Raw genomic sequence first — 24,063 nt, forward strand, 5'->3', positions numbered from 1 at the left:
CTCAGCCGCGCCTGATGGATGGAGAGCCGAACAATCATGGTCTCGGCCCTTGTCGTGATCTCCCTCGTTCTGACCGGCCTGGTCGCCGGCACGATGACCATCGGTCTGGTCGCCGTGCGGCCCGCGATGCACACCCTGCCCGCGACCACCTACGTGACCGTCAAGCAGGCGTTCGACGTCAGCTACCCGAAGTTCATGAAACCCCTGCAGATCACCAGTCTGTTCTCGACGGTCGCCCTCGCCGTAGCCGCCGCTGTGGCCGGCCCCGCCACCAGCGCCATCCTCGCCGCCATCGCCGCGGTGGCCGTCTTCACCAACATCATCGTCACCGTCCGGGGCGACCTCCCCATCAACAACGCGATGGCCACCTGGAGTCCGGACGCGCCCCCCAGCGACTGGCAGTCCCACCGCGCCCGCTGGGACTTCTTCAACTCCATCCGCACGATCGCCGCTCTCACCGCCCTGGTCCTGCTCGCCCTGGCAGCCACCACGACCTGACGCGTCTTCCTTATATCCGGGCGTCCCGAAAACCGCGAGGACGCCGTCTGGCCCCTGTCCCGGCAGCGCGCTTCCGATCGGGCCCCGGTCGGGTTAGGAATCGGCCGGCGACCGCAGGGACTCCCAGGTGGCGGCAAGTTCTTCCGGACCGGCCTGGACGGCACTCCCTGCACGGCGCACCTGGTCACCGACATAGCGGGGTACCAGGTGGACGTGGAGGTGAAAGACCTCCTGGCCGGCCGCGGCACGGTTCGCCTGGGTAAGGGAGAGCCCGTCGGGCCGCAGCCGGTCGCGCAGCCGCCCGGCAACCCGATGGGCTGCCGCCATCACCTTCTGCGCGTCCTCGGAGCTGATACTCCACAGATCGTCGGCATGCGTTCTGGGCACGACCAGGGTGTGCCCCGGCGCCGCCGGCGAGATGTCGAGGAAGGACACCGTCCAGTCGTCCTGGTCGGTGATCCACGCCGGCGCGGCACCCGCCACGATGGCACAGAAAATGCACTGTCGAGTTTTCGGGTCCACCGGCTGGACTCTCCCACGCGGACCCGCTCATGCGAACAGTCCCAGCAGTGGTGCGTACTCGCGACGGCGCCGCTGCCGGGTGACGGATCTCCCGCGGCCGGGTGGACACGTGGATCTACCTGAGACGGGCCGGCATCGGGCTCAGCACCGTGTGGGCATGCTCGATCACCCCTCGCCGGGCGGGCATGGCGCCAGACGAGACAGGGTCTGCGTGGCGGGCGTCACATCAGGGGTGGGCGACGGAACCCACTGCGTGGACCGATCAGAGAATATGCGGGTCGTGTCCGTTCCCATGCACACCGGAGCAGGAGGCCGCGGAATGTCCACCGTCGAGGATCGCGTCAAGAACGTGGTTGTGGAGCAGCTGAACGTCACGTCGGAGGAGGTGACGAACAGCGCGTCGTTCGTCGAGGACCTGGGAGCGGACTCCCTGGACCTTGTCGAGCTGGGTGTGGCCCTGGAAGAGGAGTTCTCCATCGGTATCTCCGACGAGGACGCCGAGGAGATCAACACCGTGCAGGATGCCATCAACTGGATCAACGCACACCGACGGTAGGGCGCTGTCGGGCTGTCCACCGCGATCCGCACGCCGTGGGACGACGGCTCCTCGGACCTGATGGAGGGGATCCTGCTGCCGCCTGCGGGCGGCGCGGGACTGCGCCGGTGCCGGCCGCCGGCGACCAGTTGTCGAACGAGTAGAGCCCACGGTCGGCGGTCAGTATCTCGTCGCGGTTCAACCGCATGAGCAGGCCGCGGGCCAGGGTCTTCTCCCCGGTCGCCCAGCCGCCGACCTCGGTGGCCCAAAACGCGTGCGTGCCGCACTCGGCAGGAACAGCCAGAAAACGGTGCCCCGCGGAAATTCGCTGCCATCCGCGACGAATCACCAGTGGTATCCGATCCCTGATCTCACCGAAATCATGGCCAGGCCATTTCCTGTCCGCTTACCGACATTGCCCATCCGATGACGGCGGTGGAAAAATAAAGGCGCCACCATGGTCGGGCAGACCCGCCGCTTCTTCTCCGCGCTTCCGCCCCACCCACCCGGAGACCGTGGTGAGAGCAGGCATTGGTGAGAGCAAACAGGAGGAACCATGAGTCGCAGTGCACTGGCGAGCCGCAGGCAGATCCGCGCCTTCCGCGAGGGTCATTATGTGCTGCTGGTCGCCGAGGGCGATCTACCCACTCCCGGGTTCAACGTCGACATCACGCCGAGCCCACTGAAGATCTCTCCGCCGGAGTTCGAACTCCGGCGATACGCCCGGCCCGGCATCTTTCCGCAGATCGTCACGCCGTACCGGTACGCGGAGGCGGTCCGCTTCCCCGAGGACCAGAACACGATCACGGTCATCCACGCCGACGGTGCAGACCATGTCGAGATCGAGCCCTGCGGACCCGAGCTCGCCGGCTATGCGGCCGCCGTCCGCGCCACATCCGGGCGCGAAGACCCTGCCAGCAGCAACTCCGGTGGCGCCACGTCCGACAGCGGCACCTCGACCACAGCGTTGGCCGCGGCGGACGAGGCCGTCGGGCTGTCTCCCACGCTCAGCTTTGACGACGCGTTCGCCAAGGCGCTGGCGAACCTGCCATCCGCCGGCAAGCCACCGCACCCCGATGCCCTCAGCCGCGTCGAGGTGAAGGAGATCAGCGGCCTGTTCGGCGGCTTCGCCGGCTTCCACCATCTCCTGGTTCGGGTGAGCCGGACAACGTCCTGACCCCAGCCCGACCCGCGGTCGTCAGGCACCACGGGGAGCCGATGCGCCGGCGCTGAAGGCCGCGTGCCGCCGGCGTTGAAGGCCCACGTGACGCGTGGCCCTGGGATCAGGGCCGGGTGGGCAACGGTCGGGGCCGGACAACCCGGCCCGGACCCGCGAGCTCAGGCCATTCTTCCGAGCCGGCGCGCAGGAATCGCAGCAACACCTCGGAATCCGACCGCACAACGCCCACCATCGCCCCAGGCTCCACGTCCACGTCCACGTCCCGGCCGGCGCTGGCCTGCGCTGGTCGGATGTCGACCCGGACACCCGGACCTTGCGGGTTCAGTGGTCGGTGCAACGCGAGAACGATGAACTCCGGCTCGTCCAACCGAAGACCCGGAACTCACGGCGTCCTCTTTCCGTCCCCACCGCGGCGCACGACGTGTTGAAGAGCTTCGAGCCAAGGATGATCTTCCGTGGCTACGGCTGCACGACCTTCACCACGCCTGTGCCACGGTCCTCCTGATGGCCGACGTCGGACCACGCACCACGATGGAGATCCTCGGCCCCATCACACCTCGGATGACCACGAAGCGCTACGGCGACGCCTTCCCCGAATGCCTCCACGCCGCCGCGCTGGACGCCTTCCTGGCCAACGAGATCGACGAAGCCGAAGAAAACAGACTCCGGTTGGCTACACAGCGACCTCAGGAAGCTGCCACGCCAGGAAGGGGGTCCGGGGATCGCCCCCCGGACCAGTATCGCGGCAGGCGAGAAGCCGCCCAAAGGACGGCAACTACGAGAAATCAGCGCGTGGAGACGCGGGGATTTGAACCCCGAACCCCTGCCTTGCAAAGGCAGTGCTCTGCCAATTGAGCTACGCCCCCTTAGCCGCACCACCCGACCACCGCACCATCCCGCGCGACGCGGGAGAGCGCGATCCTCGGAGCGGAACGCCTCTACAGACTACGGCATCCGTCCAGCATCCCGGCCGATGGGCTTCGACGGGCCTGGGCCGGAACCCCGGTGGGCTGGGACCGCGGGTGGGCTGAGATCGCTGGTCGGCGAGGGTGGGGATCGGGGCGGGGTCAGAGTTCGACGATGCCCACGTCGAGGACGAGGGTGCCGGTGAGGCCTTCGGGGGCGGCCAGGTACAGGTCGACGCGGGTGGCGGGCGGGAGGTCCTCGATGACGCGCAGCGGGATGTGCACCGAGGCGCGGGCGCCGATCGGGAAGTAGCGCATCGGGCGGCTGTCCCGCTGCAGGATCGCGCAGATCAGCTCGTCGGTGGAGTTACCGCCGCGGAAGTACAGGGGCTGGGCGGTGGTGCCGTCCGGGACGACGTAGGTGAAGGTGGGGCCGAGGGAGAACGGGGTGGCCAGGCCGCGGCCCTCGAACGCGACGATGCCCTGGAGGAAACGTGCGGTGGTGAACATGATCCGCCTCCCACCGGCTGTCCCGCGAACGTCGTCACGCCCAGGGTAGGTCACGGTGTCGGCCGTTCGGCCGGTCCCGTCGGTCACACGCCGGGACGGACCACTGATCTTCCCCGGTACGGCGTTTTCGTCTGGCGTCGGCTGGCGGAAGAGGGGACCGTGGTGCTATGGCTGCCCCCACCTCCTACCGTCCTGACCGACCCTCCGACGGCCGACCGGCCGATCCGAGCAGGCCGACCGACCTGACGGACCCTGGTCCGGTGCAGGAGTCCGGTGTCGCCGCGGCGCTGGCGGCGGCCGGGCCGGGCGCGGGGCCGGCGGGCTCGGGGTATCGACCCTCGGTCGTCCCGCATGATCTGCTGGCGGGGGTGACGGCGGCCCATCGTCGGCTCGTGGATCTGCTCGCTAACGTCGAGGACGAGGTGTTGCGGCGGCCGTGCGGGCTGCCGGGGTGGAGTGTGGCGCATCTGCTCACCCATCTGGCCCGTAACGCCGAGGGCCATGCGGGGATGGTGGAGGCCGCGTCCGCTGGCGGGGTCGGCGATCAGTATCCGGGTGGGCAGGCGCAGCGCGACGGCGACATCGAGGCCGGACGGGACGTGCCCGCCGCGGTCGCCCGGGTGGCGATCGCGGATTCGGTGGCTCGCCTGGAACGGGCGTGGGACGCGGTCACCGTCGACGGCTGGCGGACCGGGTACGGCAGGGTGAGTTCGTACGGCGTCACGTCGCTGGCCGATCTGCTCTTCCTGCGGTGGCGCGAGGTCGAGGTGCACCTGGTCGACCTGGAGCTGGCCGACCGCGGTGGACCCCGCTGGATGGATCTCGACGCGCCGTACCTCGACCTCGAATGGGCCTGGACGGTGCGTGGCCTGCCCGACCGGGTACCGCCGGAGTACACCGTGCTGCTGGCGCCGGGCGATCGGCCGTCCACCGCGGTGGGACGTGGGGAGCGGCTGGTCATCGTGGACGCCCCGACCGTCCCGGCGCTGGCCTGGTTGACGGGCCGCGAGCGCGGTGCCGACGACTGGCCGTCCCTCGGGCCCTGGGTGTGAGGCGCGTGGCGCCGGCGAGTAGTCGGGCGGGCGAGTAGCGACACATCGGGTGCGCCCGGCGATCGGGTGAACCACGGCGGGCGAGAGAATGCCCGCCGTGTCGGACAATACGGACAACCTCCGGGTAGCCCCGCGTCACGAGCGCGACCGGCGGGTCGCCGCGTGATCACGATGGCGCTGTTCAACAACAAGGGTGGCGTCGGCAAGACCACCCTGGCCTACCATCTCGCGCACATGCTGCAACGGATGGGCCACCGGGTGCTCGCCGTCGATCTTGACCCGCAGGCCAACCTCACCGCGCAGTTCCTTGACGAGGAGGAGCTGACCATCCTGTGGGGCGAGCCGGAGGACACCGCGTCCTCGGCACCGAAACCCTTCGACCTCGACACGCGTACCCCCCGCACGAACCGGCACTCCGGCACGATGGCCAGCGCCATCGCGCCGATCATGGAGGGCGTCGGCGACGTCGACCTGATCACGCCGGTGACCATCGAGGACGGCCTGTGGCTGCTGCCGGGGGACGTCGAACTCAGCGTGTTCGAGGACCGGCTGTCCGCCGCCTGGCCGAACAGCTTCCTCGGCAAGGATGTCGCAGCCCTGCGCACCACCACCGCGCTGCACCGCGCCATCGAGAACGGTGCCCGCGCGGTCGGCGCCGAGATCGTGCTGATCGACGTCGGCCCCAACCTGGGTGCGATCAACCGCGCGGCGTTGCTGTCCGCGGACACCGTCCTCATGCCGATCGCCGCCGACCTGTTCTCCCTGCGCGGTCTGCGTAACCTCGGCCCGACCCTGCGGGACTGGCGTTCGACCTGGCAGGGGACCGTGCTGCCGAAGGTCCCCGAGCGGATCGCGGCGCCACGCGGCCTGATGATGCCGATCGGCTACATCGTGATGCAGCCGCCCACCCGCGCCGACCGGCCCGCGAAGTCCCACGACCGGTGGCTCGACCGCATCCCCGAGGTCTTCTCGACCTCGGTGCTGGGCGCCGGTCATCCCGACGCGCATGATCGGTCCTTCGAGATCGCCACCATGCGCAACTACGCCAACCTGGTCCCGCTGGCCCACGACGCCCGCAAGCCCATGTTCGAGCTGCGCGCCGGTGACGGCGCCCTCGGCGGCACCCAGACCGCCGTCCGCCGCTGCTACACCGACTTCCGCGACCTGGCCCTCAAGGTCCGCGCCCGCCTCGCCTACATCGACCCCACCCTGCGCATCCCCACCTGACCCGCGCCGATCCACGCCGGCCACCTGACCTGCGTCGGCGTCCCCCTGACCCGCGCTGATCTGCGCTGACCTGGGCCGGGGTGCCCGGTCAGTCGTGTGGTGGGGCGGAGCGGCGATCCCGTTTGGTCGCGGAACGCTGCTTCTTGGCCTTCAGGCGACGTTCGACGGAGCCGCGGGACGGCTTGGTCGCCCGGCGCGGCCGCGGCGGGCGGGAGGTCGCGGTGCGCAGGGCGTCCACCAGGCGTTCGAGTGCGGCCTCGCGGTTACGCAGCTGCGAACGGTGTTCGCTGGCGACGACGGTGAGGACCCCGCCGTGCAACCGGCCGGCGAGCCGGATCAGGGCACGTTCGCGGGCCACCTCCGGGATGGACGGCGAGCCGGCGACGTCGAAGGCCAGTTCGACCCGCGAGTCGGAGGTGTTGACCGACTGGCCACCTGGCCCGGACGAACGCGAGTAGCGCCAGTTCAGCTCATCCGCGGGCAGCACGAACCCCGGTTGAATCGAGATCTCCCGGGGCAGCATGCCCTTCATGGTGCCCGACCCGGGGCCATCCGTCAGCTGACTTGCGACCGGATGGTCAGTGCGGGGTCGCGGCGGTACCGGCGGTGGAGGTGGCCTCGCGCCACAGGTCGATCTCCTCGCCGCCGCGGGAGCGCCGCCGGGCGGCGGTCAGGGCCGCACCGGCTCCTGCCAGCAGCGCCAGCACTGTCACCTTGCGCGCCATGTCGACTCCCCTCGTCCGGCCCGCCATCGGCCGCCTGCAGCCGTGGGTGCCACTGTTCGCGACGTCCTCCACGGTATCCCGCCCATCCCGGAAGGCACGTCCAAGCAGCGGATTCTCAGCGTCGAAGCAGGCCGCGCAGCCGGGAGCGCGCCGGCCAGGACCGCGGCGGGCTGGTCACCTCGTAGGCGGGAAAGGCGCGTTCGGCGACGTCCACCAGCATCGCGACGTCGATCGGACGCAGGACAACCCCGGCGGAAAGGACATAGTCGGCCACACCGGACGCGGGTAGCAGCAGGACGCCGTCGATCAGGGCGAGCCCGGCCGGCACCTCGGCCCGGGCGAATCCGACCACCGGCTGCACCTCGAGCTGCCAACCCGCCGGTAGTTCGCCGAGCAGCTGGGCGGTGGCCTCCTCGCCCATCCACGCGACCAGGCCCAGCATGGCCCGAAGGGGCACCTTGCCAGCCCAGACGCCGGCGGCGTTCTGCCGGACGGGGCCCTCGTGGGCGTCGGTCTCGATCACCCACGCGCCGGACGGACCGATCACCAGATGGTCGATGTTGCTCGCCGAATCCGCCAGGGCCCGGTCGTGCAGCACCGTGTAACCGGCGCGGACCAGGCGGTCGAGCGCCCGGGCGGTGCTGCGTTCGGCCTCGGCGTCCTGGCGCCATGCCTCGATCTCGGGTGGGGTCCGCAGGAACCGCACCGCCGCGACCACCCCGACGACCAGCGCCGCGACAACGCCGAGCTGGGCGACCACCCCCGTGGGCAGCCCGACGAGGGCGCAGAGCACCACCACGACCAGGACCGCCGCCACGGCGATGCCGCCCGCGACGACGCAGAAGCGCCGCCGGTGGTCGGCCCGCTCGGCGCAGTACAACTCCCGGCGCCGCAGGTACTCGGCCATGGCCGAACGTCCCGCTGACTGTCGGTCGGACACGTCCGCGGTCACCACCTCCCGGCGCCGTCTCGACGCCGCTGGGTTCGGCGCTTGCCTCCGGTCCGGAACCGGGCCGGCCCGCAGGCGATTACGCCACGCAACCGGCTTGTGGGCCATCCCGGTCACCATTCCATCGAATGCACAACACCGACAGGGTCATAACGCCAGAGTCGTGACAGGGTCAGGGTGTGGAATATGCGAGAGAGAACCACGTTGAACCCACATCTATACCACCCATCGCCAAGGTCGCCGAGACGACACCACGTGGCCCACTCGGATAGTCGGCGCTGTCGATGGGGAGGAGACAACCCAACAACCACCGTCGAGCGCGGCGCCGACGGTCGCCGCACCCCGAAGGAGCCGCAGGATGCCAGGTCACGCGCCATCTCGGGCGGCGGGCAACGAGGACATCGCACCGCATCACCACGGTCCGGTCGACCCCACCGTCCCGCTCGGTGACGAACCGCTCGACCGTGCCGGGGTTGTCTCCTTTGCACTCGCCTGCGTGACGCCGCCCACCGCTTCCCGCGAAGAACGGGACGAGACGGTGGGAATCGAGACCGAGTGGTTCGTGGTCGATCGTCGGGCCGTCGACCGTCCCGTCCCACCGGAGCGCACCGGACGTGCCCTCGCCGCGATCGCCCACGCGCCGGCCGACACCACGCAGGACGCCGGCGATGCCGGCGGCAAGGGCAGCCCCGGTGACGCGGGGGGCGCGGATCTCGTCGGAACGGTGCTGCCAGGTGGCAGCCGACTCACCTTCGAACCTGGTGGCCAGCTGGAGTTGTCCGGCCCGCCGGCGGCGCTGTCCGCGGCCCTCGCGGCGACCGCCGCCGACCTGCGGCTGGTCCGCGCCGCCCTGGCGCAGGACGGCCTCGCCCTGATCGGCATGGGCACCGATCCGCTGCGCGCCGGGATCTGCCAGACCACCGCGTCCCGCTATGCGGCGATGGGTGATCACTTCCGGGCCGGCGGGGGCGCGGCCGGGGAGGCGATGATGTTCTCGACGGCGTCCGTCCAGGTCAACCTGGACCTTGGGGCGGACCCGGTCGACGCCGAGCGGCGTTTCCAGCTCGCCCACACCGTCGGACCGGTGCTGACAGCCATGTTCGCCGCCTCGCCCGCGCTCGCCGGGCGGCGCACCGGCTGGCACTGCACCCGGCAGTCGATCTGGGCCGGTATCGATGCCAGCCGCACCGGCTCCGTGCTCGACATACCCCCCGACACCGACTCCGGTCTCGCCGCCCGCTGGGCCCGCTACCTGCTGGCCGCCCCGCTGATGATGACCGCGATCCCGGGCCGGCGGGACGCGGACGGTCACCGGGCGGACCATGAGGAGCACTTCGTCGCGTCCACCGCGGGCCACACCCTCGCCGACTGGCTCGACGGGCACGGTCCCGTCGACCGTCCGCCCACGGTGGACGACCTCCGCTACCACGCGACGACGCTGTTCCCGCCGGTCCGGCCGCGGGGCTGGTGGGAGATCCGCTACCTGGACGCGCAGCCGGGGGACGGCTGGCAGGTGGCGGTGGCGGTGACCACGGCGTTGCTCACCGACCCGGCCGCCAGCGCCGGCGCGGCCGTGGCCTGCGAACCGGTGACCCGACACTGGTCGACCGCCGCGACGGTCGCGATGGGCGACCCGGCGCTGGCCCGGGCCGGCGCCGACTGTCTGGCCCTCGCCGTGGACGCCCTGCGCCGCGCCGGCTCCACCCAGGAGCTCCTCGGTGCCGTCGAACGATTCGCCCAGCGGTACACGCTGCGCGGCCGCTGCCCGGCGGACGACCTGTCCGAGCGGCTGGCCCAGAACGGCCCGGCCGGTCTGCTGCGGGAGGAGGCCCAGTCGTGCGTCCCGGCCGCCTGACCGAGCCCCCCTCCGAACCCAACCTGCACGACCCCGACCACGACCACGCCCCCGAGCCGCGCGACCCCGAGGCGCGAGGCTTCGAGGCGCGAGGCTTCGAGGCGCGAGGCTTCGAGCCGCGAGGCTTCGAGCCGCGCGACCCTGACCTGCGGACGCGGGTGGTCAGCGAGTTGGAGGCCGTCCGACGGCGTTCGCTGGCGTACACCGACGTCGACGAGGACGAGCTCGTCCGCCAGCATTCGCCGTTGATGTCGCCCCTGGTCTGGGATCTGGCGCATATCGGCAACTACGAGGATCTCTGGCTGGTCCGGGCGCTCGGCCAGGCGGCCGCGACCCGGCCGGGCCTCGACGGCGTCTACGACGCGTTCCGCCACGACCGGGCCAGCCGGGCCCGCCTGTCCCTGCTCGGCCCGGAGGGCTCCCGGGCCTACCTGCGTGAGGTCCGCGCCCGCGCGTTCGAGCTGCTCGACCACCTCGACCCGGCGCTGGCGCACGGCGACGACGGCACCCGGGCGAGGCTGCTGACCGGCGGGTTCGTCTACGGCATGGTCATCCAGCACGAACATCAGCACGACGAGACGATGCTGGCCACCCACCAGCTGCGGATCGGCGCCGCGCTGCTCGCCGCGGGCCTGCCGGCACCACCGGGTCGGCCGGTGGCGCGACGCGAGGTGCTGGTGCCGGCAGGACCGTTCACCTTCGGCACCAGCGACGATCCCTGGGCGTACGACAACGAACGCCCCGCCCACCGGGTGGACCTGCCCGCGTTCTGGATCGACACCCTCCCGGTCAGCAACCGCGCGCAGCTCGCCTTCCTCGAGGCCGGCGGCTACGACGACGAGCGGCTGTGGTCGAGCGCCGGGTGGGACTGGCGCCAGCGGGAGGGACTCACCGCCCCGGCGTTCTGGTGGCGCGACGGCGACACCTGGCTACGGCGTCGGCTCGGCCATGTCGAACCGGTGCCCCTGGACGAGCCCGTCCAACATGTGTGCTGGTACGAGGCCGAGGCACACGCCCGCTGGGCCGGTCGACGGCTACCCACCGAAGCCGAGTGGGAGAAGGCCGCCGCCCACGACCCGGCAACCGGACGTTCACACCGCTATCCATGGGGTGATACCGCGCCGACTCCGGACCGTGCCAACCTGGGGCATCGCACGAGCGGCCCCGCACCGTTGGGGGCCTACCCCGCGGGTGCGAGTCCCTGCGGAGCCGAGCAGATGATCGGGGACGTGTGGGAATGGACGGCCAGCGGCTTCACACCCCACCCGGGTTTCCGCTCCCATCCCTACCGCGAGTACAGCGAGGTCTTCTTCCCGAAGGACGGGGAGTCGTCCGCGTTCCGGGTCCTGCGCGGTGGCAGTTGGGCGACCGGCGCACCGGCCTGCCGGGCCACCTTCCGCAACTGGGACTACCCGATCCGGCGCCAGATCTTCGCCGGTTTCCGGTTGGCCCGCGACGCCGACTGACGACCCGAGGGAGCCGACGGTGTGTCGTCATCTCGCCTGGATCGGTGCTGCCCGCACGCTCGCCGAACTCACGATGGCACGGCCGCACGGCCTGCTGCGTCAGTCCTGGGCGCCGCGGCGGATGCGGCACGGCACGATCAACGCCGACGGTTACGGTGTCGGCTGGTACGCCCCGCGGCTACGCGCCGGGCCGGCCCGCTACCGCCGAGCGGTTCCGATGTGGACGGACGCCTCCTACGCGTCGATGGCCGGGGTGATCGCCTCGGGTTGCGTGCTGGCCGCCGTGCGCAGCGCGAGCGTCGGCATGCCGGTCGAGGAGTCCGCGACCGCTCCCTTCACCGACGGCACCCGGCTGCTCAGTCACAACGGCCGGGTGGACCCCGCCGCCGTCCGCACCCTGCTCGCGCGGCATCCCGAGGCCCCCGCACCCGATTCCGCCTGCGACTCGGCGCTGCTGGCCGCGCTGGTCTGGGAGCACGCCGCACGTCAGCCCCTGGCCGACGCCGTCGCCCGGGTGGTGACCGCCCTCGGCGACGCCGGCCTCGCCGACTCCCGCCCCGGCGCCCTACGCCCCTGGGCCGGCGACTGGACGACCCCGCCCCCAGCCCCAGCCCCACCAGCTCCGCCGGGCCCGCCGGCCGCACCGGCGGCGTCCGGGTCGCCGCGATCAGATGGAGCGGACCGGCCGTCAGCGGCTCGCCTCAATCTGGTGGTAACCGATGGAACCCAGCTCGTCGCGACCGCCTGGGGAGAGACCCTCGTCTATCGGATCGAGGAGGACGGTGTCCTCGTCGCGAGTGAGCCGGATGACGATGGGGCAGGCTGGATCGAGGTTCCCGACCACTACCTATTGGTGGCCGACACGCGCAAAGTCACTCTTCGTAGCTTGACCAGCGGAGATGGCTACTGTGGGTTGCACACCGTCGATGGAGGACGCCACGATGACACCGAGCACTCCGACGACCGCCCCCGCCGGGACGGCTGAGCCCGTGGACTCGACCACTGTTCCACGTGAATCCGTCACCGCTGGCCCCGGTCTGACCGTGCAACGGCACGTCCGCGAGAACGACCGGATCTCCGCACTCTCCCGTGACGTCCTCACCGGGTTGTCGTCCCCGCCGCGCACCCTCCCGCCGAAGTGGTTCTACGACGCCCACGGCGGCCTCCTCTTCGAGGAGATCACCCGGCTGCCGGAGTACTACCCCACCCGGTGTGAACGGGCGATCCTCGAGCTGCACGCCGCCGACATCGCCGCCGCCAGCCCGGTGGACACCCTGATCGAACTCGGCTCCGGCAGTTCGGCGAAGACCCGACTGCTCCTGGACGCGCTGCGCGACACCGGCACCCTGCGCCGCTTCGTCCCCTTCGATGTGGACGAGACGTCGCTGACCAGCGCGGGGGAGGCGATCCTCGCCGACTATCCGGGGCTGTCCGTGCTGGCCGTGGTCGGCGATTTCGAACGGCACCTGGCGCAGCTGCCCACCGGCGGGCGCCGCCTCATCGCCTTCCTCGGTGGCACCATCGGCAATCTGCATCCCGCGGCCCGCCACAAGTTCCTGACCGCGCTGCGCGACCAGGCGGGCCCCGGCGACGCGCTGCTGCTCGGTACCGACCTGGCCAAGGACCCGGATCGGCTGGTAGCCGCCTACGACGACGGTGCCGGCGTGACCGCCGCGTTCAACCGCAACATCCTCACAGTGATCAACCGCGAGCTCGATGCGGACTTCGACATCCGCGGCTTCGCGCACATCGCGGTGTGGAACGCCGCCGACTCGTGGATCGAGATGCGGCTGCGCGCCGTGCGCGACCAGCGGGTCACCATCAGGGCGCTGAAGCTCAGCATCGACTTCACCCGGGGCGAGGATGTGCTGACCGAGATCAGCGCCAAGTTCGTCCCGGCGGGCCTGGACGCCGAGCTCCAGCAGGCCGGCTGGGCGTGCGCGGCCCGGTGGACCGACCCCGACGGCGCCTTCGCGCTCACCCTCGCCACCCCGGCCTCGCCACCCGCCGCCGCCCCGATCTGACCGGCCGGCCACGGCTCCCCGCACCGGACCTGCCCGGGCACTCGCCGACTCGTTCGGCCTGCCGGGCTGGTGGGTGGGGCCCGCCTGACCGGGCGGGCCCCACCAGGATCAGGATCAGCCGAGCAGGGAGACGTCCCGTGCGGCCCCGGTCGAGGCGGAGGTGGCCATGGCCGCGTAGGCACGCAGCGCCGCGGAGACCGGCCGCTCCCGGCCCACCGGCCGGTAGCCACCGGCGGCTTCCTGCTCGGTTCGCCGCCGGGCCAGTTCCTCGCCCGACACGAGCAGTTCCAGACGCCGCGTCGGGATGTCGATCTCGATGATGTCGCCATCGCGAACCAGGGCGATCGTGCCGCCGTGCGCCGCCTCCGGCGAGACGTGCCCGATCGACAGGCCCGAACTCCCGCCGGAGAACCGCCCGTCCGTGATCAGCGCGCACTTCGGACCGAGGCCACGGCCCTTCAGGAACGCCGTCGGGTACAGCATCTCCTGCATGCCCGGACCGCCGCGGGGCCCCTCGTAGCGGACGATGATGACGTCACCGGCCTTGACCCGCTTGGTCAGGATCGCGTCGACCGCGTCCTCCTGGCTTTCGACGACCAGGGCCGGGCCGCGGAACGTCCACTGACTTTCGTCGACCCCGGCGGTCTTCACCACGGCGCCGTCGACGGCGAGGTTGCCGAACAGCACCGCGAGGCCGCCCTCCGACGAATAGGCGTGCTCGACCGAACGGATGCAGCCGTTCTCGGCGTCGGTGTCGAGGGACTCCCAGCGGTTCGTCGAGCTGAACGGCTCGATCGTGCGCACCCCGCCGGGAGCGGCGTGGAACAGCTCGATCGCGTCCGGCGACGGATTCGCCCCGCGGATGTCCCAGCGGTCGAGGAACTCACGCAGGTTCGCCGCGTGCACCGAGTGGGTGCTCGGGTCGACCAGGCCGGCCCGGTCGAGTTCACCGAGGATGGCCGGGATTCCGCCGGCCCGGTGGACGTCCTCCATGTGGTAGAGCGTGGAGCTGGGGGCCACCTTGGACAGACACGGCACGCGCCGGGAGATCTCGTCGATGTCGGCGAGCGTGACACCGACACCGGCCTCGACCGCGGCGGCGAGCAGGTGCAGCACGGTGTTCGTCGACCCGCCCATCGCCACATCCACGGCGAAGGCGTTGCGGAACGCCGCCACGGACGCGATCGATCGCGGCAGGACAGCCTCGTCGTCCTTCTCGTAGTACCGCCGGGCCAGATCGACGATCACCCGGCCGGCCTCGAGGAACAGCTCGCGCCGCGCCGCCGACGTGGCCAGGGTCGACCCGTTGCCCGGCAGTGACAGTCCGATGGCCTCGGTCAGGCAGTTCATCGAGTTCGCGGTGAACATGCCCGAACACGAGCCGCAGGTCGGGCAGGCCGACCGCTCGATCGACGACAGGTCGTCGTCGGAGACATCCGGGCTGACCGCCGCCGACATCGCCGTGATCAGGTCGACCTTCGCCCGCGCCGTGCCCCCGGAGATCACCGCGTTGCCGGACTCCATCGCGCCGCCGGAGACGAACACCGTGGGAATGTTGAGCCGCATCGCCGCGAGCAGCATCCCAGGCGTGATCTTGTCGCAGTTGGAGATGCAGACCAGCGCGTCCGCGCAGTGCGCGTTCACCATGTACTCGACGCTGTCCGCGATCAGCTCCCGGGACGGCAGCGAGTACAGCATCCCGCCGTGCCCCATCGCGATTCCGTCGTCCACCGCGATCGTGTTGAACTCACGCGCCACCCCACCGGACTCCGCCACGGCGCCGGCCACCAGCTGACCGAGGTTGCGCAGGTGCACATGCCCCGGGACGAACTCGGTGAAGCTGTTCGCTACCGCGATGATCGGCTTACCGAAGTCGTCGTCGGTCATGCCGGTCGCCCGCCACAGGGCACGGGCACCAGCCATGTTCCGGCCGTGCGTGGTCGTTCGGGAACGCAGTGCAGGCATCTCGACCTCGGGCATCACATCGGCAACGGGCATCACCCCGACCGACACCGACCAGGGCCGACAGCCACGGGCCACGGGCCACGTCGCGCAATGGTCCGGATCGGCCGCTGACGCGGTCATGGGTGATGACCCGACGGTACGCCACATGGCGGACGTGACGACGCGACCCGCCATCACGTTGCCGCACGCCCCTGACAGATCTTCCGGGACCAGCGATCCCGTTGGCCTGTTCCTGCGACGACCCGCGTGGACGGATCCTGCTCCGGACGGTCGCGGACGGATCCTGCTTCGGACCGGTTGCGGAGTAAGGCGGTGGCGGCGTCAGTCGTCCGGGTCCATCGGATCCGGCGGCGGCGTGCCACCAGCCCCGTCAGGAGGGGGAGCCGCGAAGGGATAGCCGGCGATCCGCCGTCCGGACCCGCGACCGTCGGCGGCCGGCCCGGGTCCGGCGCCGGGATCGCTCTGGCCGGCGGACGTTCCCTCATCCTTGCCGGGTTCGCGGCGCTCCCCGCTCGGGCCTCGAGACGAGGAACCGCCGGGTCGCCGCGGGTCGGGAGCGGCAGGCAGCGCATCAAAGTCGGGCAGAAAGTCCGGGATCTCCGGAATCTCGTCGAGTGGCGGCAACTCCGGGGCCGGGTCGACGCCCGCCGGCCGGGATTCCCCGGACCCTGTGGACGCGTTCTCGTGCGTCTCCGAGCCGCCGCGATCAGCAGCCCCTGCTCCATGCCCGGACGGCCGTCCCGCCCCGTCCGCCTGGCCGGGCGAGCCGGCCTGCCCCGGGGGCAGCGCCTGACCTGGGGGCACGGCCTGACCCGGAAAACCACCGGTCCCGGGCTGGCCTCCGTAACCTGGCTGGCCCGTGAATCCCGGTTGACCCGCCGGGTAGCCGGGATAACCCGGCGGCCCGCTCTGCCCCGGATAGCCAGGCTGACCCGGGAAGCCAGACTGACCCGGATAACCGGGCTGACCCGGGAAGCCAGACTGACCCGGATAGCCAGACTGACCTGCCGGGAAGCCGGGCTGACCAGGGAAGCCGGGCTGACCAGGATAGCCGACGGGCCCCGCCTGGCCGGGCTGCTGTGGTCCGGCGGCCTTGCGCTGATCGGAGGGCGGCCGACGCCGACGCCACTGGTCGCGGATCACCCAGACAAGCCCGAGCGAGGCGACCGTGCCGGCGAAGGGGCCCACCGAGTGAACGGCGAAGATCTGGTAGATGCTCAGCAGGAAAGTGGCGGCATAGCCGGTGACGAAGAAGGCGAACGGCCGGATGCGGAACTCGCGAACACGGTCGCGCATCAGGATCGCCGGGAACAGCCAGATACCGAAACCGATGATCGCCGCCATCATCGGCGCGACGACCAGAAAGCCAAAGAAGTTCGCCATGGTCAGGGGCCGGCCCGGTCAGCCGAGATCAGGACGGATCCGGTCGGACGTCGGCGAAGTGCGCGACATCCGGCGGCGCGGCGAAGTACGGCCCGAGGGCCGCCCGCCACCGGACGAACGACTCGGACTCCCGAAAGTTCACCAGGTGCGCGTCGAGGGTGTCCCATTCGACGAGCAACACGAAGGTCGACGGCGACTCGACACCACGGGTCATCCGGGCGCCGCGGCAGCCGGAGGTGCCCAGCAGCTCGGACCGCACCTGCCCGAAGGCGACCTCGAAGGCCCGCTCGGTGCCAGGCCGGATCGCGAACCGGGCGACCTCGAGCACGGCCGACGTGGCCGGTGGCGGGGAGTCCTGCACGACCGCGCCGCTCGCGTCGTCACTCACCTGGCATCTCCTCGCGTCCCACAGTCGGGCCGGTGGCCTGGCCGGCCACCCAGGTCATGGTGCGTCCAGTGTGTCACCGCGGCGGCGGCCGGTGGGCACCACGGCGGACATCCGGGCACAACCGGCAGCGACCCGACCGGTGAGCCGGGCAGGCAGGCGCGACCGGAACCCGGCCGGGCCGGCGGGGCCGCGTCAGTTGGCCATGTCGACGAAGCGGGAGTAGTGCCCCTGGAAGGCGACGGTGACGGTGCCGGTCGGGCCGTTACGGTGCTTGGCGATGATCAGATCCGCTTCGCCGGCACGGGCGGATTCCTTCTCCACCGCGTCCTCCCGGTAGAGCAGGATGACCGCGTCGGCGTCCTGCTCGAGGCTGCCGGACTCGCGCAGGTCGGAGACCTGGGGGCGTTTGTCGGCGCGCTGCTCGGAGGCACGGTTGAGCTGCGAGATGGCGACGACCGGCACCTCGAGCTCCTTGGCCAGCAGCTTCAGTGACCGGGAGATCTCACTGACCTCCTGCTGGCGGCTTTCGACCTTCTTCGGCGACGACATGAGCTGCAGGTAGTCGAGGATGACCAGACGCAGATCGTTGCGCTGCTTGAGCCGGCGGGCCTTGGCGCGGATCTCCATCATCGTCAGGTGCGGGCTGTCGTCGATGAACAGCGGCGCCTCGGCCACCTCACCCATCCGACGGGCCAGGCGACCCCAGTCCTCCTCGGTGAGCCGACCGGTGCGGATGTTCTGCAGCGACACCCGCGCCTCGGCGGAGAGCAGCCGCATGGTGATCTCCATGCGGCTCATCTCCAACGAGAAGATGACCGAGGTCATCCCGTTCTTGATCGACGCCGCGCGGGCGAAATCGAGACCCAGAGTCGAGTTGTGCGTCGGAATACAGGCCTCACCTGCCAGGTAGAGATGCTCCGCGTTATCGACCTCGACACAGCGGACCGGCGCTGACGGGATCGGCCGGACGGCTGTGATGTAGCGCAGCCCGACCCCCGGAAAATCGGTCGGCTGCAGCCGCTGTGCCTTGCGGGCCAGCCGAAAGACCTGGTCCTGAGGCGCAAAACTGATCGAATAACAGGTGGAACTCGCTTCCGAGCTACCCCGCACCCGCCTGGTCGAGATGGTGGCCCGGTATCCCAGCGAAAGGATGAGCTCACGGACATCTCGGGCAAGTCGCGCGCTGGTCGACGCGTACTGGGCAGTCGATCCGTTGGCTGACATGGTGCCGTCGGTGTCCAGCAGGCCGGCCAGAAGATCGCGCCGCTGCTGCTCTGAGGCCCGCAGGTAGGAAGCCGGAATGTGCTTGTTTCCCAGCACGCCCAACGAACGCAGCCGGGCCTGCACTGTTCCGCCCCGCGCATGGCAGGAGCGGCAACGCGGACCATAGCTTGTGATGCGCCCACCGCAGTCCACGCACGCACGAGGTGCCAGCGGCTCCGCGAGGAAGCGCAGTTTGCCACCGCAGGACTGGCCACAGGTGCGTACCTGCGGCATCGCGTTGCTGAAGGCACGGCCACACACCATGCACGTCCGCTCCTGCGGCGACGCTCGACGACGTTGCAGCCCGTATCGATACCTGGCCGTGGTGCTGGCTGGCACGTCATAACCACGCCGTTGGATCTCCGCGGGAATCTCGGGATCCGCGGAGGTCAGCGTGGCCGCGGCGGACGTGTCATCACCGAGCCACGCCCCGAGCAGGTAGGGGTCCAGGGGGAGCTCGACAGCCGGCAGCTGAAAAGGACGGGCGTTGCGCACCGCGTGGTTGGCTCGACCATCCGCCGTCTGGCAACGGAGGGTGCGTGCGATCTCTTCCGTCGTGACCGGCCGGGTGAGAGTTCGGACCTGGCCGCCAGATCGATCCGCGATGACGCGACGGCGATCCGCCCTCGTCTCGGTGATCCACTGGTGCTGGGCGTCAGCCACGATCACGGACCCGTCGGAGAACTCGACCTCGTAGCAGGGCCGGCCGTGCATCACCTCGGTGGCGGCCACAACCCGCGTTGGCCGGCCATCGGCGCCGATCAGCTGGTCACCGACGGCCACGCGGCCCATCGTCGTCCAACCACTCGGCGTGGGTAGCGGTGTGTCAAGCGCCAACGCCTTGCCCACGGCCGGGCGGGCCGCGACGATCCACAGCTGGCCGCCGTGCAGGCCGTTGGTGAGCTCGTCGAGGTCGGTGAAACCGGTCGGCACACCGGTGAGCGAGCCCTCGTGCCCCGCGATCGACTCGATCTCCTCCAGGGCGGGGTTGAGCAGGTCGCCCAGCGGGAGATAGTCATCGTTCGTGCGCCGCTCGGTGACCTCGTAGACGGCGGCCTGGGCCCGGTCGACGACATCGGTGACGTCGGGCGCGGCGCCGAAGGCGAGCTGCACGATGCGGGTGCCGGCCTCGGCGAGGCGGCGCAGGATCGCCTGCTCGCCGACGATGCGGGCGTAGTAACCGGCGTTCGCCGCGGTGGGCACGCTGGAGATCAGCGTGTGCAGATAACCCGGGCCGCCGACGCGCTCCAGCATGTCGCGGCGGCCGAGTTCGGCCGCCGCGCTGATCACGTCGGCCGGCTCGCCGCGGCCGTAGAGATCACCGATGACCTCGTAGATGAGGCCGTGCGCCGGGCGGTAGAAATCCGTCATCCGCAGGACCTCGACGACGTCGGCGATCGCGTCCTTCGACAGCAGCATGCCGCCGAGCACGCTCTGCTCGGCGGGGAGGTCGTGCGGCGGGGTCCGGTCGAACTCCGCGGGACCGCCCGCGCCGCGCGAGATCTCGGTGACGCTCACGAGGCCCCCCTCCCGAATCGACCGGGCCAGTCGGCTCCGATCTGACCGCACCCATGTATCGAACATATGTTCGTATACTCTGGGGAGGTGGTCAACCTGGCACGCCGAGCGGTGTGCCAGGGCCTGACCCTACGGATCGCAGCCACCACCGCCAAAGAGTTATCCACAGGGCCTTGTGGATAAGATGTGGACAACGGGCCGGATCCTGGGGAGAAGCTCGGGACAGTTGGTGCGTAGCTGTGGACAACGATCCCCGCAAGGTGGCGGAAGTCCAGCTACACCGCGCACCTTCCGCGCCGGACATGTGGATAACAATCCATGGAAAAATTTTCGGGCGAGCGCGGCCCAAACGCCGCTGACCTCCCCGAACTCCCCGATCTTTTCCCGCAACGCGGAACTCCCCCGGGGCCGCACCGGCGCGGTGCGGCGACCCCGGGGGAGTTCGCTGGTGCCTGTGCGTCGGGCCCCCACGTGCGGGGGCCCGACGGCGAAACCGGTCACCGGGCCCTGTGGACAACAGAGCCAGGCAGCCGGCTAGGAGGCCTTGCGGACCTGGACCTTCAGCGACGCGGTCACCTCGGGGTGCAGGTGCACCGAGACGGTGTGCGCGCCGAGGGTCTTGATCGGCGTGGTCAGGTCGACCCGACGACGGTCCAGCTCGGGGCCGCCGGCCGCGGTGACAGCCGCGACGACGTCGGCCGCCGTGACCGAACCGAACAACCGGCCTTCCTTGCCCGCCCGGGTGGTCAGCTCGACCTTGAGCCCGCCGAGCTGGCCGGCGATCTCGTTGGCGTGGTCCAGGTCGCGGACCGCCCGAGCCGACCGGGCCCGCTTGATCTGCTCGACCTGGCGCTCCGCGCCCCGGGTCGCGAGGATCGCGTACTTGCGCGGCACCAGGAAGTTGCGCCCGTAGCCGTTCGCTACCTCGACGATGTCACCCGGGCTGCCGAGCCCGGGGACCTCCTGAGTCAGGATGAGCTTCATCGAGGAACCCCCTACCGCGCCGAGGCGGTGTAGGGCAGCAGCGCCATCTCGCGGCTGTTCTTCACCGCGGTGGCGACGTCACGCTGGTGCTGGCTGCAGTTGCCGCTCACCCGACGCGCGCGGATCTTGCCTCGGTCGGAGATGTACTTACGCAGCAGCGACGTGTCCTTGAAGTCGATGTACTCGACCTTGTCCTTGCAGAACACGCAAACCTTCTTCTTGGGCTTGCGCACGGCCGCCTTGGCCATGGATGTGCTCCTACCTCGTTGTGCCGTCCTCGATGACGACGACCGCCCGCTCAAAACGGAGGCTCGTCTGAGTAGCCACCGGCCGGCTGCTGCGACCAGGGGTCATCGTTCGGTGCTCCACCGCTGCCGTAGCCGCTGTTGGAACCACCGCTGGACGGCACGGAAGCCGCGGCTGGCGCGTTGAAGCCGCCACCCGGGCCACCGGATCCGCTACCGGATCCGCCGCTGTAGCCACCATCGCCGTACCCGCCGCCACCGCCGCCGCCACCACGGGCGGCGCGGACGACCTTGGCGGTCGCGTAGCGCAGGCTCGGGCCGACCTCGTCGACGTCGAGTTCGATCACTGTGCGCTTCTCGCCCTCACGGGTCTCGAACGAACGCTGCTTGAGCCGACCGGACACGATGACCCGGGCGCCCTTCTGCAGCGACTCGGCGACGTTCTCCGCCGCCTGCCGCCAGACGGAGCAGCGCAGGAACAGCGCCTCCCCGTCCTTCCACTCGTTGGACTGACGGTCCAGCGTGCGCGGCGTGGAAGCGACGGTGAAGCTCGCCACCGCTGCGCCGTTCGGCGTGAACCGCAGTTCGGGGTCGCTGGTCAGATTTCCGACTACCGTGATGACAGTCTCACCGGCCATGCCCACCCTCCCTGATGTCGATGGCCAGGGCGGACGGACGCGATGCCGTCGCCGTGGACCGGATCATGCCGCCACTCGGCGGCTCTGGCGGGGCCGCTTCGGCTCGGGGAGCCGGATGACCTTCGTGCGCAGGACCGACTCGTTCAGCACGAGCTGCCGGTCGAGCTCGGCGACCACGGCCGGCTCGGCGTGCAGGTCGATGACCGCGTAGATGCCCTCGTGGCTCTTCGCGATCTCGTAGGCGAGCCGGCGGCGACCCCAGATGTCGACCTTCTCCACCACGCCGCCGCCCTGTCGGACGACACCGAGGTACTGGTCGAGGGACGGCGCGACGGTGCGTTCCTCGAGGTCTGCATCGAGGATGACCATCAGCTCGTAATGGCGTGCCAAGGGTGAACCCACCTCCTGTGGACTCAGCGGCCACGGATCATCCGTGGCAGGAGGGACCGCGCTCCGGATCCGCATCGGCATGGACGAGCCGGACGCCCACGATCCACAGCGCGATCGCACGACCGGCACATCCGGACGACCAGCGGTACACGAGACCACCCGCATCAGCCCGTCAGCGGGCGCGATCGAGCGGAACTTGATCGCGCACATCGGGGTTGACCAGCGAACGGGCACATGCGCCAGGGCACGGCATGTCCTGGCGAGTCTACTCGATCGTGCCGACCGGTCAGTCCCGCGGCGTGTCCTCCCGTGTCGGCTCGCGCCGCGTCCCGCCGAGGGCGAGGACCACGCGCAGCCAGGCGGTGGCCGCCCCGGCCAGCAGGACGACATCGATCGTCACGAGCAGTCCGCGCACATGGCGCGACGGCGACGGGTCGGCGACCGCGAGCCCCAGCATCACGAACGCGGCCAGCAGCGCGATCGCCCCGGCCAGGCAGGCCTGGCGACGCGCCGCGGACCAACCGACCATGTCCGGCTCCCCCGTCCGGACCGGCGTCGTCGCCTGGCCGACCGGATCTCCCGCGGCGTTCACCGCTGTTGTCTCCCCTGCCCCACCGACACCTGCCCCACGGACACCTGCCCCACCGACGAACTGTCCCACGTCGGCGCCGGCCGGCCGCGCCGCGCCGCGCGCCGCGCGCGCCGATCAGTCAACCCACTGACCCTGGGTGAACGCGATCACCAGAACGGCCATCACCGGCGCACAGATGCCCAGGTACACCGACGCCACCCAGCGTCGGCGGGCGGCGGCCCGGGCAAGCAGCAGATACAGCGGGAAGGCGACGAGGATGCCGCGAATCCCGGAGGCGTAGTAGTTCGTGCACGCCATGATGGCGGTCATCACGCCGACGAAGGTCGCCTCGCCCCATCGACGTCCGACCAGCAGGATGATCGTCACTGCCACGCCGACGACGACGGCCAGCAGCTCACCGCGCCAGAACCAGACGAACGCCGACGAGCCGTCGCCGTTCGTCGCGGACGACCAGGTGGCCGCCCATCCGGACCAGGGCCAGTCGGTCCAGCGGTGCCAGCCGGCCCGCATCGCGTCGGTGTAGGACGACCATCCACCGGTACGAGCCCGCAGGTAGATCAGGTAGCCGAGCACCGGAACCGGCGGCAGGGCGAGCGCCAGGGCCGGCCGGGCGAACACCGACCGCCCCTGCTCCCGGCGGCTGACGACGTACTGCACCACCAGCGCCACCCCGAACGCGATCCCACTGATCCGGGCGGATGCCGCGCCGGCGCCGAGCAGGCCGGCGAGCCACCAGCGTCCCCGCCGGGCGGCCAGCCACGAGGCGGTCGCGCAGGCCAGGAACAGACCCTCCGAGTAGGCGGCGAACAGGAACACCGCGTACGGAAAACAGATCAGGCTCAGCACGGCGAACCGCGCGTCCGGCTCGCCGACCTCGTCCGCGGCCAGGCGCCACAGGGCCGCGGCGGTGACCACCCCGGCCAGCAGCGATACCGCGAGTCCGGCGAAGATCCAGTCGCGCAGGACCAGATGGGCCAGCCGGATGGCGATCGGCAGACCGGGAAAGTCGACCTCGGTGCGGTCGGTGTACGCCGGGGACAGATAGCCGTGGCGGGCGACCTTGGTGAACAGGCCGACGTCCCAGCGGTCCCACAGGGTACGAAGTCCCGGGGCGTCGCGCGCCGGACCCGAGCTCAGCGCCCGCGCCGCGGCCAGCGACAGCAACGCGACGGCGAACCGGCTGCCCAACCACAACGGGAGGGTCGCCGTGACCGCCCGCGGCACCCGCCCCCAGCCCGACCGCACCGGC

Annotated in this window: 24 protein-coding genes and 1 tRNA gene; 9 read left to right on the plus strand and 16 right to left on the minus strand. The window is 70.8% G+C overall.

The genetic code is table 11. The features are described from left to right. Nucleotides 1-36: 36 nt before the first annotated feature. Complete coding sequence (locus MXD59_RS04215) at nucleotides 37-498, plus strand: anthrone oxygenase family protein (protein WP_248823516.1); 462 nt, start codon at nucleotides 37-39, stop codon at nucleotides 496-498. Nucleotides 499-591: 93 nt separating this feature from the next. On the opposite strand, the gene MXD59_RS04220 is transcribed toward MXD59_RS04215, so the two are convergent. Continuing rightward, nucleotides 592-1,020, minus strand: coding sequence for an HIT family protein (locus MXD59_RS04220; protein WP_248823517.1), 429 nt, complete (start codon nucleotides 1,018-1,020; stop codon nucleotides 592-594). 319 nt (nucleotides 1,021-1,339) lie between these two features. Here MXD59_RS04220 and acpP point away from each other — a divergent pair, with 319 nt between their 5' ends. Further along, nucleotides 1,340-1,576: an acyl carrier protein gene (acpP, locus tag MXD59_RS04225; protein ID WP_248810952.1), complete on the plus strand. Its 237-nt coding sequence runs from the start codon at nucleotides 1,340-1,342 to the stop codon at nucleotides 1,574-1,576. A gap of 535 nt (nucleotides 1,577-2,111) precedes the next feature. Continuing rightward, a complete protein-coding gene (locus MXD59_RS04230; RefSeq protein WP_248810954.1) occupies nucleotides 2,112-2,732 on the plus strand; it encodes a hypothetical protein in 621 nt (206 codons plus the stop codon). A 796-nt stretch (nucleotides 2,733-3,528) separates the two neighbouring features. On the opposite strand, the gene MXD59_RS04235 is transcribed toward MXD59_RS04230, so the two are convergent. Continuing rightward, nucleotides 3,529-3,601, minus strand: a tRNA-Ala gene (locus tag MXD59_RS04235). 201 nt (nucleotides 3,602-3,802) lie between these two features. Next, nucleotides 3,803-4,150 carry a molybdopterin oxidoreductase gene (locus tag MXD59_RS04240; protein WP_163548713.1) on the minus strand — a complete coding sequence of 116 codons (348 nt, stop codon included), beginning with the start codon at nucleotides 4,148-4,150 and terminating at the stop codon, nucleotides 3,803-3,805. 167 nt (nucleotides 4,151-4,317) lie between these two features. Here MXD59_RS04240 and MXD59_RS04245 point away from each other — a divergent pair, with 167 nt between their 5' ends. Continuing rightward, entirely contained in the window at nucleotides 4,318-5,202 is an 885-nt protein-coding gene (locus MXD59_RS04245; RefSeq protein WP_248823518.1) for a maleylpyruvate isomerase N-terminal domain-containing protein, read from the plus strand. Between the two features lie 162 nt (nucleotides 5,203-5,364). Further along, nucleotides 5,365-6,429 carry a ParA family protein gene (locus MXD59_RS04250; protein WP_308222658.1) on the plus strand — a complete coding sequence of 355 codons (1,065 nt, stop codon included), beginning with the start codon at nucleotides 5,365-5,367 and terminating at the stop codon, nucleotides 6,427-6,429. An 88-nt stretch (nucleotides 6,430-6,517) separates the two neighbouring features. Here the strand turns inward: MXD59_RS04250 and arfB are convergent, their stop codons facing one another. From arfB to MXD59_RS04265, 3 genes are all read right to left on the minus strand, one after another. Then, nucleotides 6,518-6,952, minus strand: coding sequence for an alternative ribosome rescue aminoacyl-tRNA hydrolase ArfB (gene arfB / locus MXD59_RS04255; protein ID WP_163548733.1), 435 nt, complete (start codon nucleotides 6,950-6,952; stop codon nucleotides 6,518-6,520). A gap of 55 nt (nucleotides 6,953-7,007) precedes the next feature. Next, nucleotides 7,008-7,154: a DLW-39 family protein gene (locus MXD59_RS04260; RefSeq protein WP_163548719.1), complete on the minus strand. Its 147-nt coding sequence runs from the start codon at nucleotides 7,152-7,154 to the stop codon at nucleotides 7,008-7,010. 115 nt (nucleotides 7,155-7,269) lie between these two features. Continuing rightward, on the minus strand, nucleotides 7,270-8,061 hold the full coding sequence (locus MXD59_RS04265) for a nuclease-related domain-containing protein (protein WP_248823519.1): 792 nt from the start codon (nucleotides 8,059-8,061) through the stop codon (nucleotides 7,270-7,272). Nucleotides 8,062-8,461: 400 nt separating this feature from the next. Between MXD59_RS04265 and egtA the strand changes: the two genes are divergently transcribed. The 4 genes from egtA (at nucleotide 8,462) to egtD (ending at nucleotide 13,448) form a co-directional block, all read left to right on the plus strand. Beyond that, the gene (egtA, locus tag MXD59_RS04270; RefSeq protein ID WP_248823520.1) at nucleotides 8,462-9,958 is read left to right on the plus strand and encodes an ergothioneine biosynthesis glutamate--cysteine ligase EgtA; all 1,497 of its coding nucleotides are present in this window, start codon (nucleotides 8,462-8,464) and stop codon (nucleotides 9,956-9,958) included. A gap of 146 nt (nucleotides 9,959-10,104) precedes the next feature. Further along, nucleotides 10,105-11,424 (plus strand): ergothioneine biosynthesis protein EgtB, encoded by a 1,320-nt coding sequence (gene egtB / locus MXD59_RS04275; protein ID WP_248823654.1) that lies wholly within the window; start codon nucleotides 10,105-10,107, stop codon nucleotides 11,422-11,424. Between the two features lie 19 nt (nucleotides 11,425-11,443). After that, nucleotides 11,444-12,409, plus strand: a complete 966-nt coding sequence (egtC, locus tag MXD59_RS04280) for an ergothioneine biosynthesis protein EgtC (RefSeq protein ID WP_248823521.1) — start codon at nucleotides 11,444-11,446, stop codon at nucleotides 12,407-12,409. Then, entirely contained in the window at nucleotides 12,366-13,448 is a 1,083-nt protein-coding gene (gene egtD / locus MXD59_RS04285) for an L-histidine N(alpha)-methyltransferase (protein ID WP_248823522.1), read from the plus strand. Before egtC ends, egtD begins: the two co-directional genes overlap by 44 nt. 114 nt (nucleotides 13,449-13,562) lie before the next feature. Here egtD and ilvD read toward each other — a convergent pair whose 3' ends face one another. The 10 genes from ilvD to MXD59_RS04335 form a co-directional block, all read right to left on the minus strand. Next, on the minus strand, nucleotides 13,563-15,413 hold the full coding sequence (ilvD, locus tag MXD59_RS04290; RefSeq protein WP_248823655.1) for a dihydroxy-acid dehydratase: 1,851 nt from the start codon (nucleotides 15,411-15,413) through the stop codon (nucleotides 13,563-13,565). Between the two features lie 321 nt (nucleotides 15,414-15,734). After that, on the minus strand, nucleotides 15,735-16,796 hold the full coding sequence (locus tag MXD59_RS04295) for a hypothetical protein (protein ID WP_248823523.1): 1,062 nt from the start codon (nucleotides 16,794-16,796) through the stop codon (nucleotides 15,735-15,737). A gap of 28 nt (nucleotides 16,797-16,824) precedes the next feature. Then, nucleotides 16,825-17,184: an antibiotic biosynthesis monooxygenase family protein gene (locus MXD59_RS04300; RefSeq protein ID WP_248823524.1), complete on the minus strand. Its 360-nt coding sequence runs from the start codon at nucleotides 17,182-17,184 to the stop codon at nucleotides 16,825-16,827. Nucleotides 17,185-17,376: 192 nt separating this feature from the next. Then, on the minus strand, nucleotides 17,377-19,965 hold the full coding sequence (dnaB, locus tag MXD59_RS04305; protein WP_372511904.1) for a replicative DNA helicase: 2,589 nt from the start codon (nucleotides 19,963-19,965) through the stop codon (nucleotides 17,377-17,379). A 534-nt stretch (nucleotides 19,966-20,499) separates the two neighbouring features. After that, a complete protein-coding gene (gene rplI / locus MXD59_RS04310; protein ID WP_175087939.1) occupies nucleotides 20,500-20,949 on the minus strand; it encodes a 50S ribosomal protein L9 in 450 nt (149 codons plus the stop codon). 11 nt (nucleotides 20,950-20,960) lie between these two features. Continuing rightward, nucleotides 20,961-21,197, minus strand: a complete 237-nt coding sequence (rpsR, locus tag MXD59_RS04315; RefSeq protein WP_009741495.1) for a 30S ribosomal protein S18 — start codon at nucleotides 21,195-21,197, stop codon at nucleotides 20,961-20,963. A 50-nt stretch (nucleotides 21,198-21,247) separates the two neighbouring features. Next, on the minus strand, nucleotides 21,248-21,832 hold the full coding sequence (locus MXD59_RS04320; protein WP_248810970.1) for a single-stranded DNA-binding protein: 585 nt from the start codon (nucleotides 21,830-21,832) through the stop codon (nucleotides 21,248-21,250). Between the two features lie 63 nt (nucleotides 21,833-21,895). Next, nucleotides 21,896-22,222 (minus strand): 30S ribosomal protein S6, encoded by a 327-nt coding sequence (gene rpsF, locus MXD59_RS04325; RefSeq protein WP_263864012.1) that lies wholly within the window; start codon nucleotides 22,220-22,222, stop codon nucleotides 21,896-21,898. A 286-nt stretch (nucleotides 22,223-22,508) separates the two neighbouring features. Further along, the gene (locus MXD59_RS04330) at nucleotides 22,509-22,814 is read right to left on the minus strand and encodes a hypothetical protein (RefSeq protein WP_248810972.1); all 306 of its coding nucleotides are present in this window, start codon (nucleotides 22,812-22,814) and stop codon (nucleotides 22,509-22,511) included. Nucleotides 22,815-22,928: 114 nt separating this feature from the next. Continuing rightward, complete coding sequence (locus tag MXD59_RS04335; protein WP_372511918.1) at nucleotides 22,929-24,059, minus strand: glycosyltransferase family 39 protein; 1,131 nt, start codon at nucleotides 24,057-24,059, stop codon at nucleotides 22,929-22,931. Nucleotides 24,060-24,063: the final 4 nt, after the last annotated feature.

This window comes from Frankia umida, assembly GCF_023242945.1.
In the GTDB taxonomy this organism is placed as follows: domain Bacteria; phylum Actinomycetota; class Actinomycetes; order Frankiales; family Frankiaceae; genus Frankia; species Frankia umida.

Bases quoted from the DNA above. Each gene is read 5' to 3' on its own strand.
- MXD59_RS04230 (WP_248810954.1), top strand. From the start codon at position 2,112: ATGAGTCGCAGTGCACTGGCGAGCCGCAGGCAGATCCGCGCCTTCCGC.
- arfB (WP_163548733.1), bottom strand. From the start codon at position 6,952: ATGCTGCCCCGGGAGATCTCGATTCAACCGGGGTTCGTGCTGCCCGCG.
- MXD59_RS04245 (WP_248823518.1), top strand. From the start codon at position 4,318: ATGGCTGCCCCCACCTCCTACCGTCCTGACCGACCCTCCGACGGCCGA.
- MXD59_RS04215 (WP_248823516.1), top strand. From the start codon at position 37: ATGGTCTCGGCCCTTGTCGTGATCTCCCTCGTTCTGACCGGCCTGGTC.
- MXD59_RS04240 (WP_163548713.1), bottom strand. From the start codon at position 4,150: ATGTTCACCACCGCACGTTTCCTCCAGGGCATCGTCGCGTTCGAGGGC.
- rplI (WP_175087939.1), bottom strand. From the start codon at position 20,949: ATGAAGCTCATCCTGACTCAGGAGGTCCCCGGGCTCGGCAGCCCGGGT.
- MXD59_RS04265 (WP_248823519.1), bottom strand. From the start codon at position 8,061: ATGGCCGAGTACCTGCGGCGCCGGGAGTTGTACTGCGCCGAGCGGGCC.
- MXD59_RS04260 (WP_163548719.1), bottom strand. From the start codon at position 7,154: ATGGCGCGCAAGGTGACAGTGCTGGCGCTGCTGGCAGGAGCCGGTGCG.
- MXD59_RS04320 (WP_248810970.1), bottom strand. From the start codon at position 21,832: ATGGCCGGTGAGACTGTCATCACGGTAGTCGGAAATCTGACCAGCGAC.
- rpsR (WP_009741495.1), bottom strand. From the start codon at position 21,197: ATGGCCAAGGCGGCCGTGCGCAAGCCCAAGAAGAAGGTTTGCGTGTTC.
- MXD59_RS04295 (WP_248823523.1), bottom strand. From the start codon at position 16,796: ATGGCGAACTTCTTTGGCTTTCTGGTCGTCGCGCCGATGATGGCGGCG.
- egtD (WP_248823522.1), top strand. From the start codon at position 12,366: ATGACACCGAGCACTCCGACGACCGCCCCCGCCGGGACGGCTGAGCCC.
- ilvD (WP_248823655.1), bottom strand. From the start codon at position 15,413: ATGCCTGCACTGCGTTCCCGAACGACCACGCACGGCCGGAACATGGCT.
- acpP (WP_248810952.1), top strand. From the start codon at position 1,340: ATGTCCACCGTCGAGGATCGCGTCAAGAACGTGGTTGTGGAGCAGCTG.
- egtA (WP_248823520.1), top strand. From the start codon at position 8,462: ATGCCAGGTCACGCGCCATCTCGGGCGGCGGGCAACGAGGACATCGCA.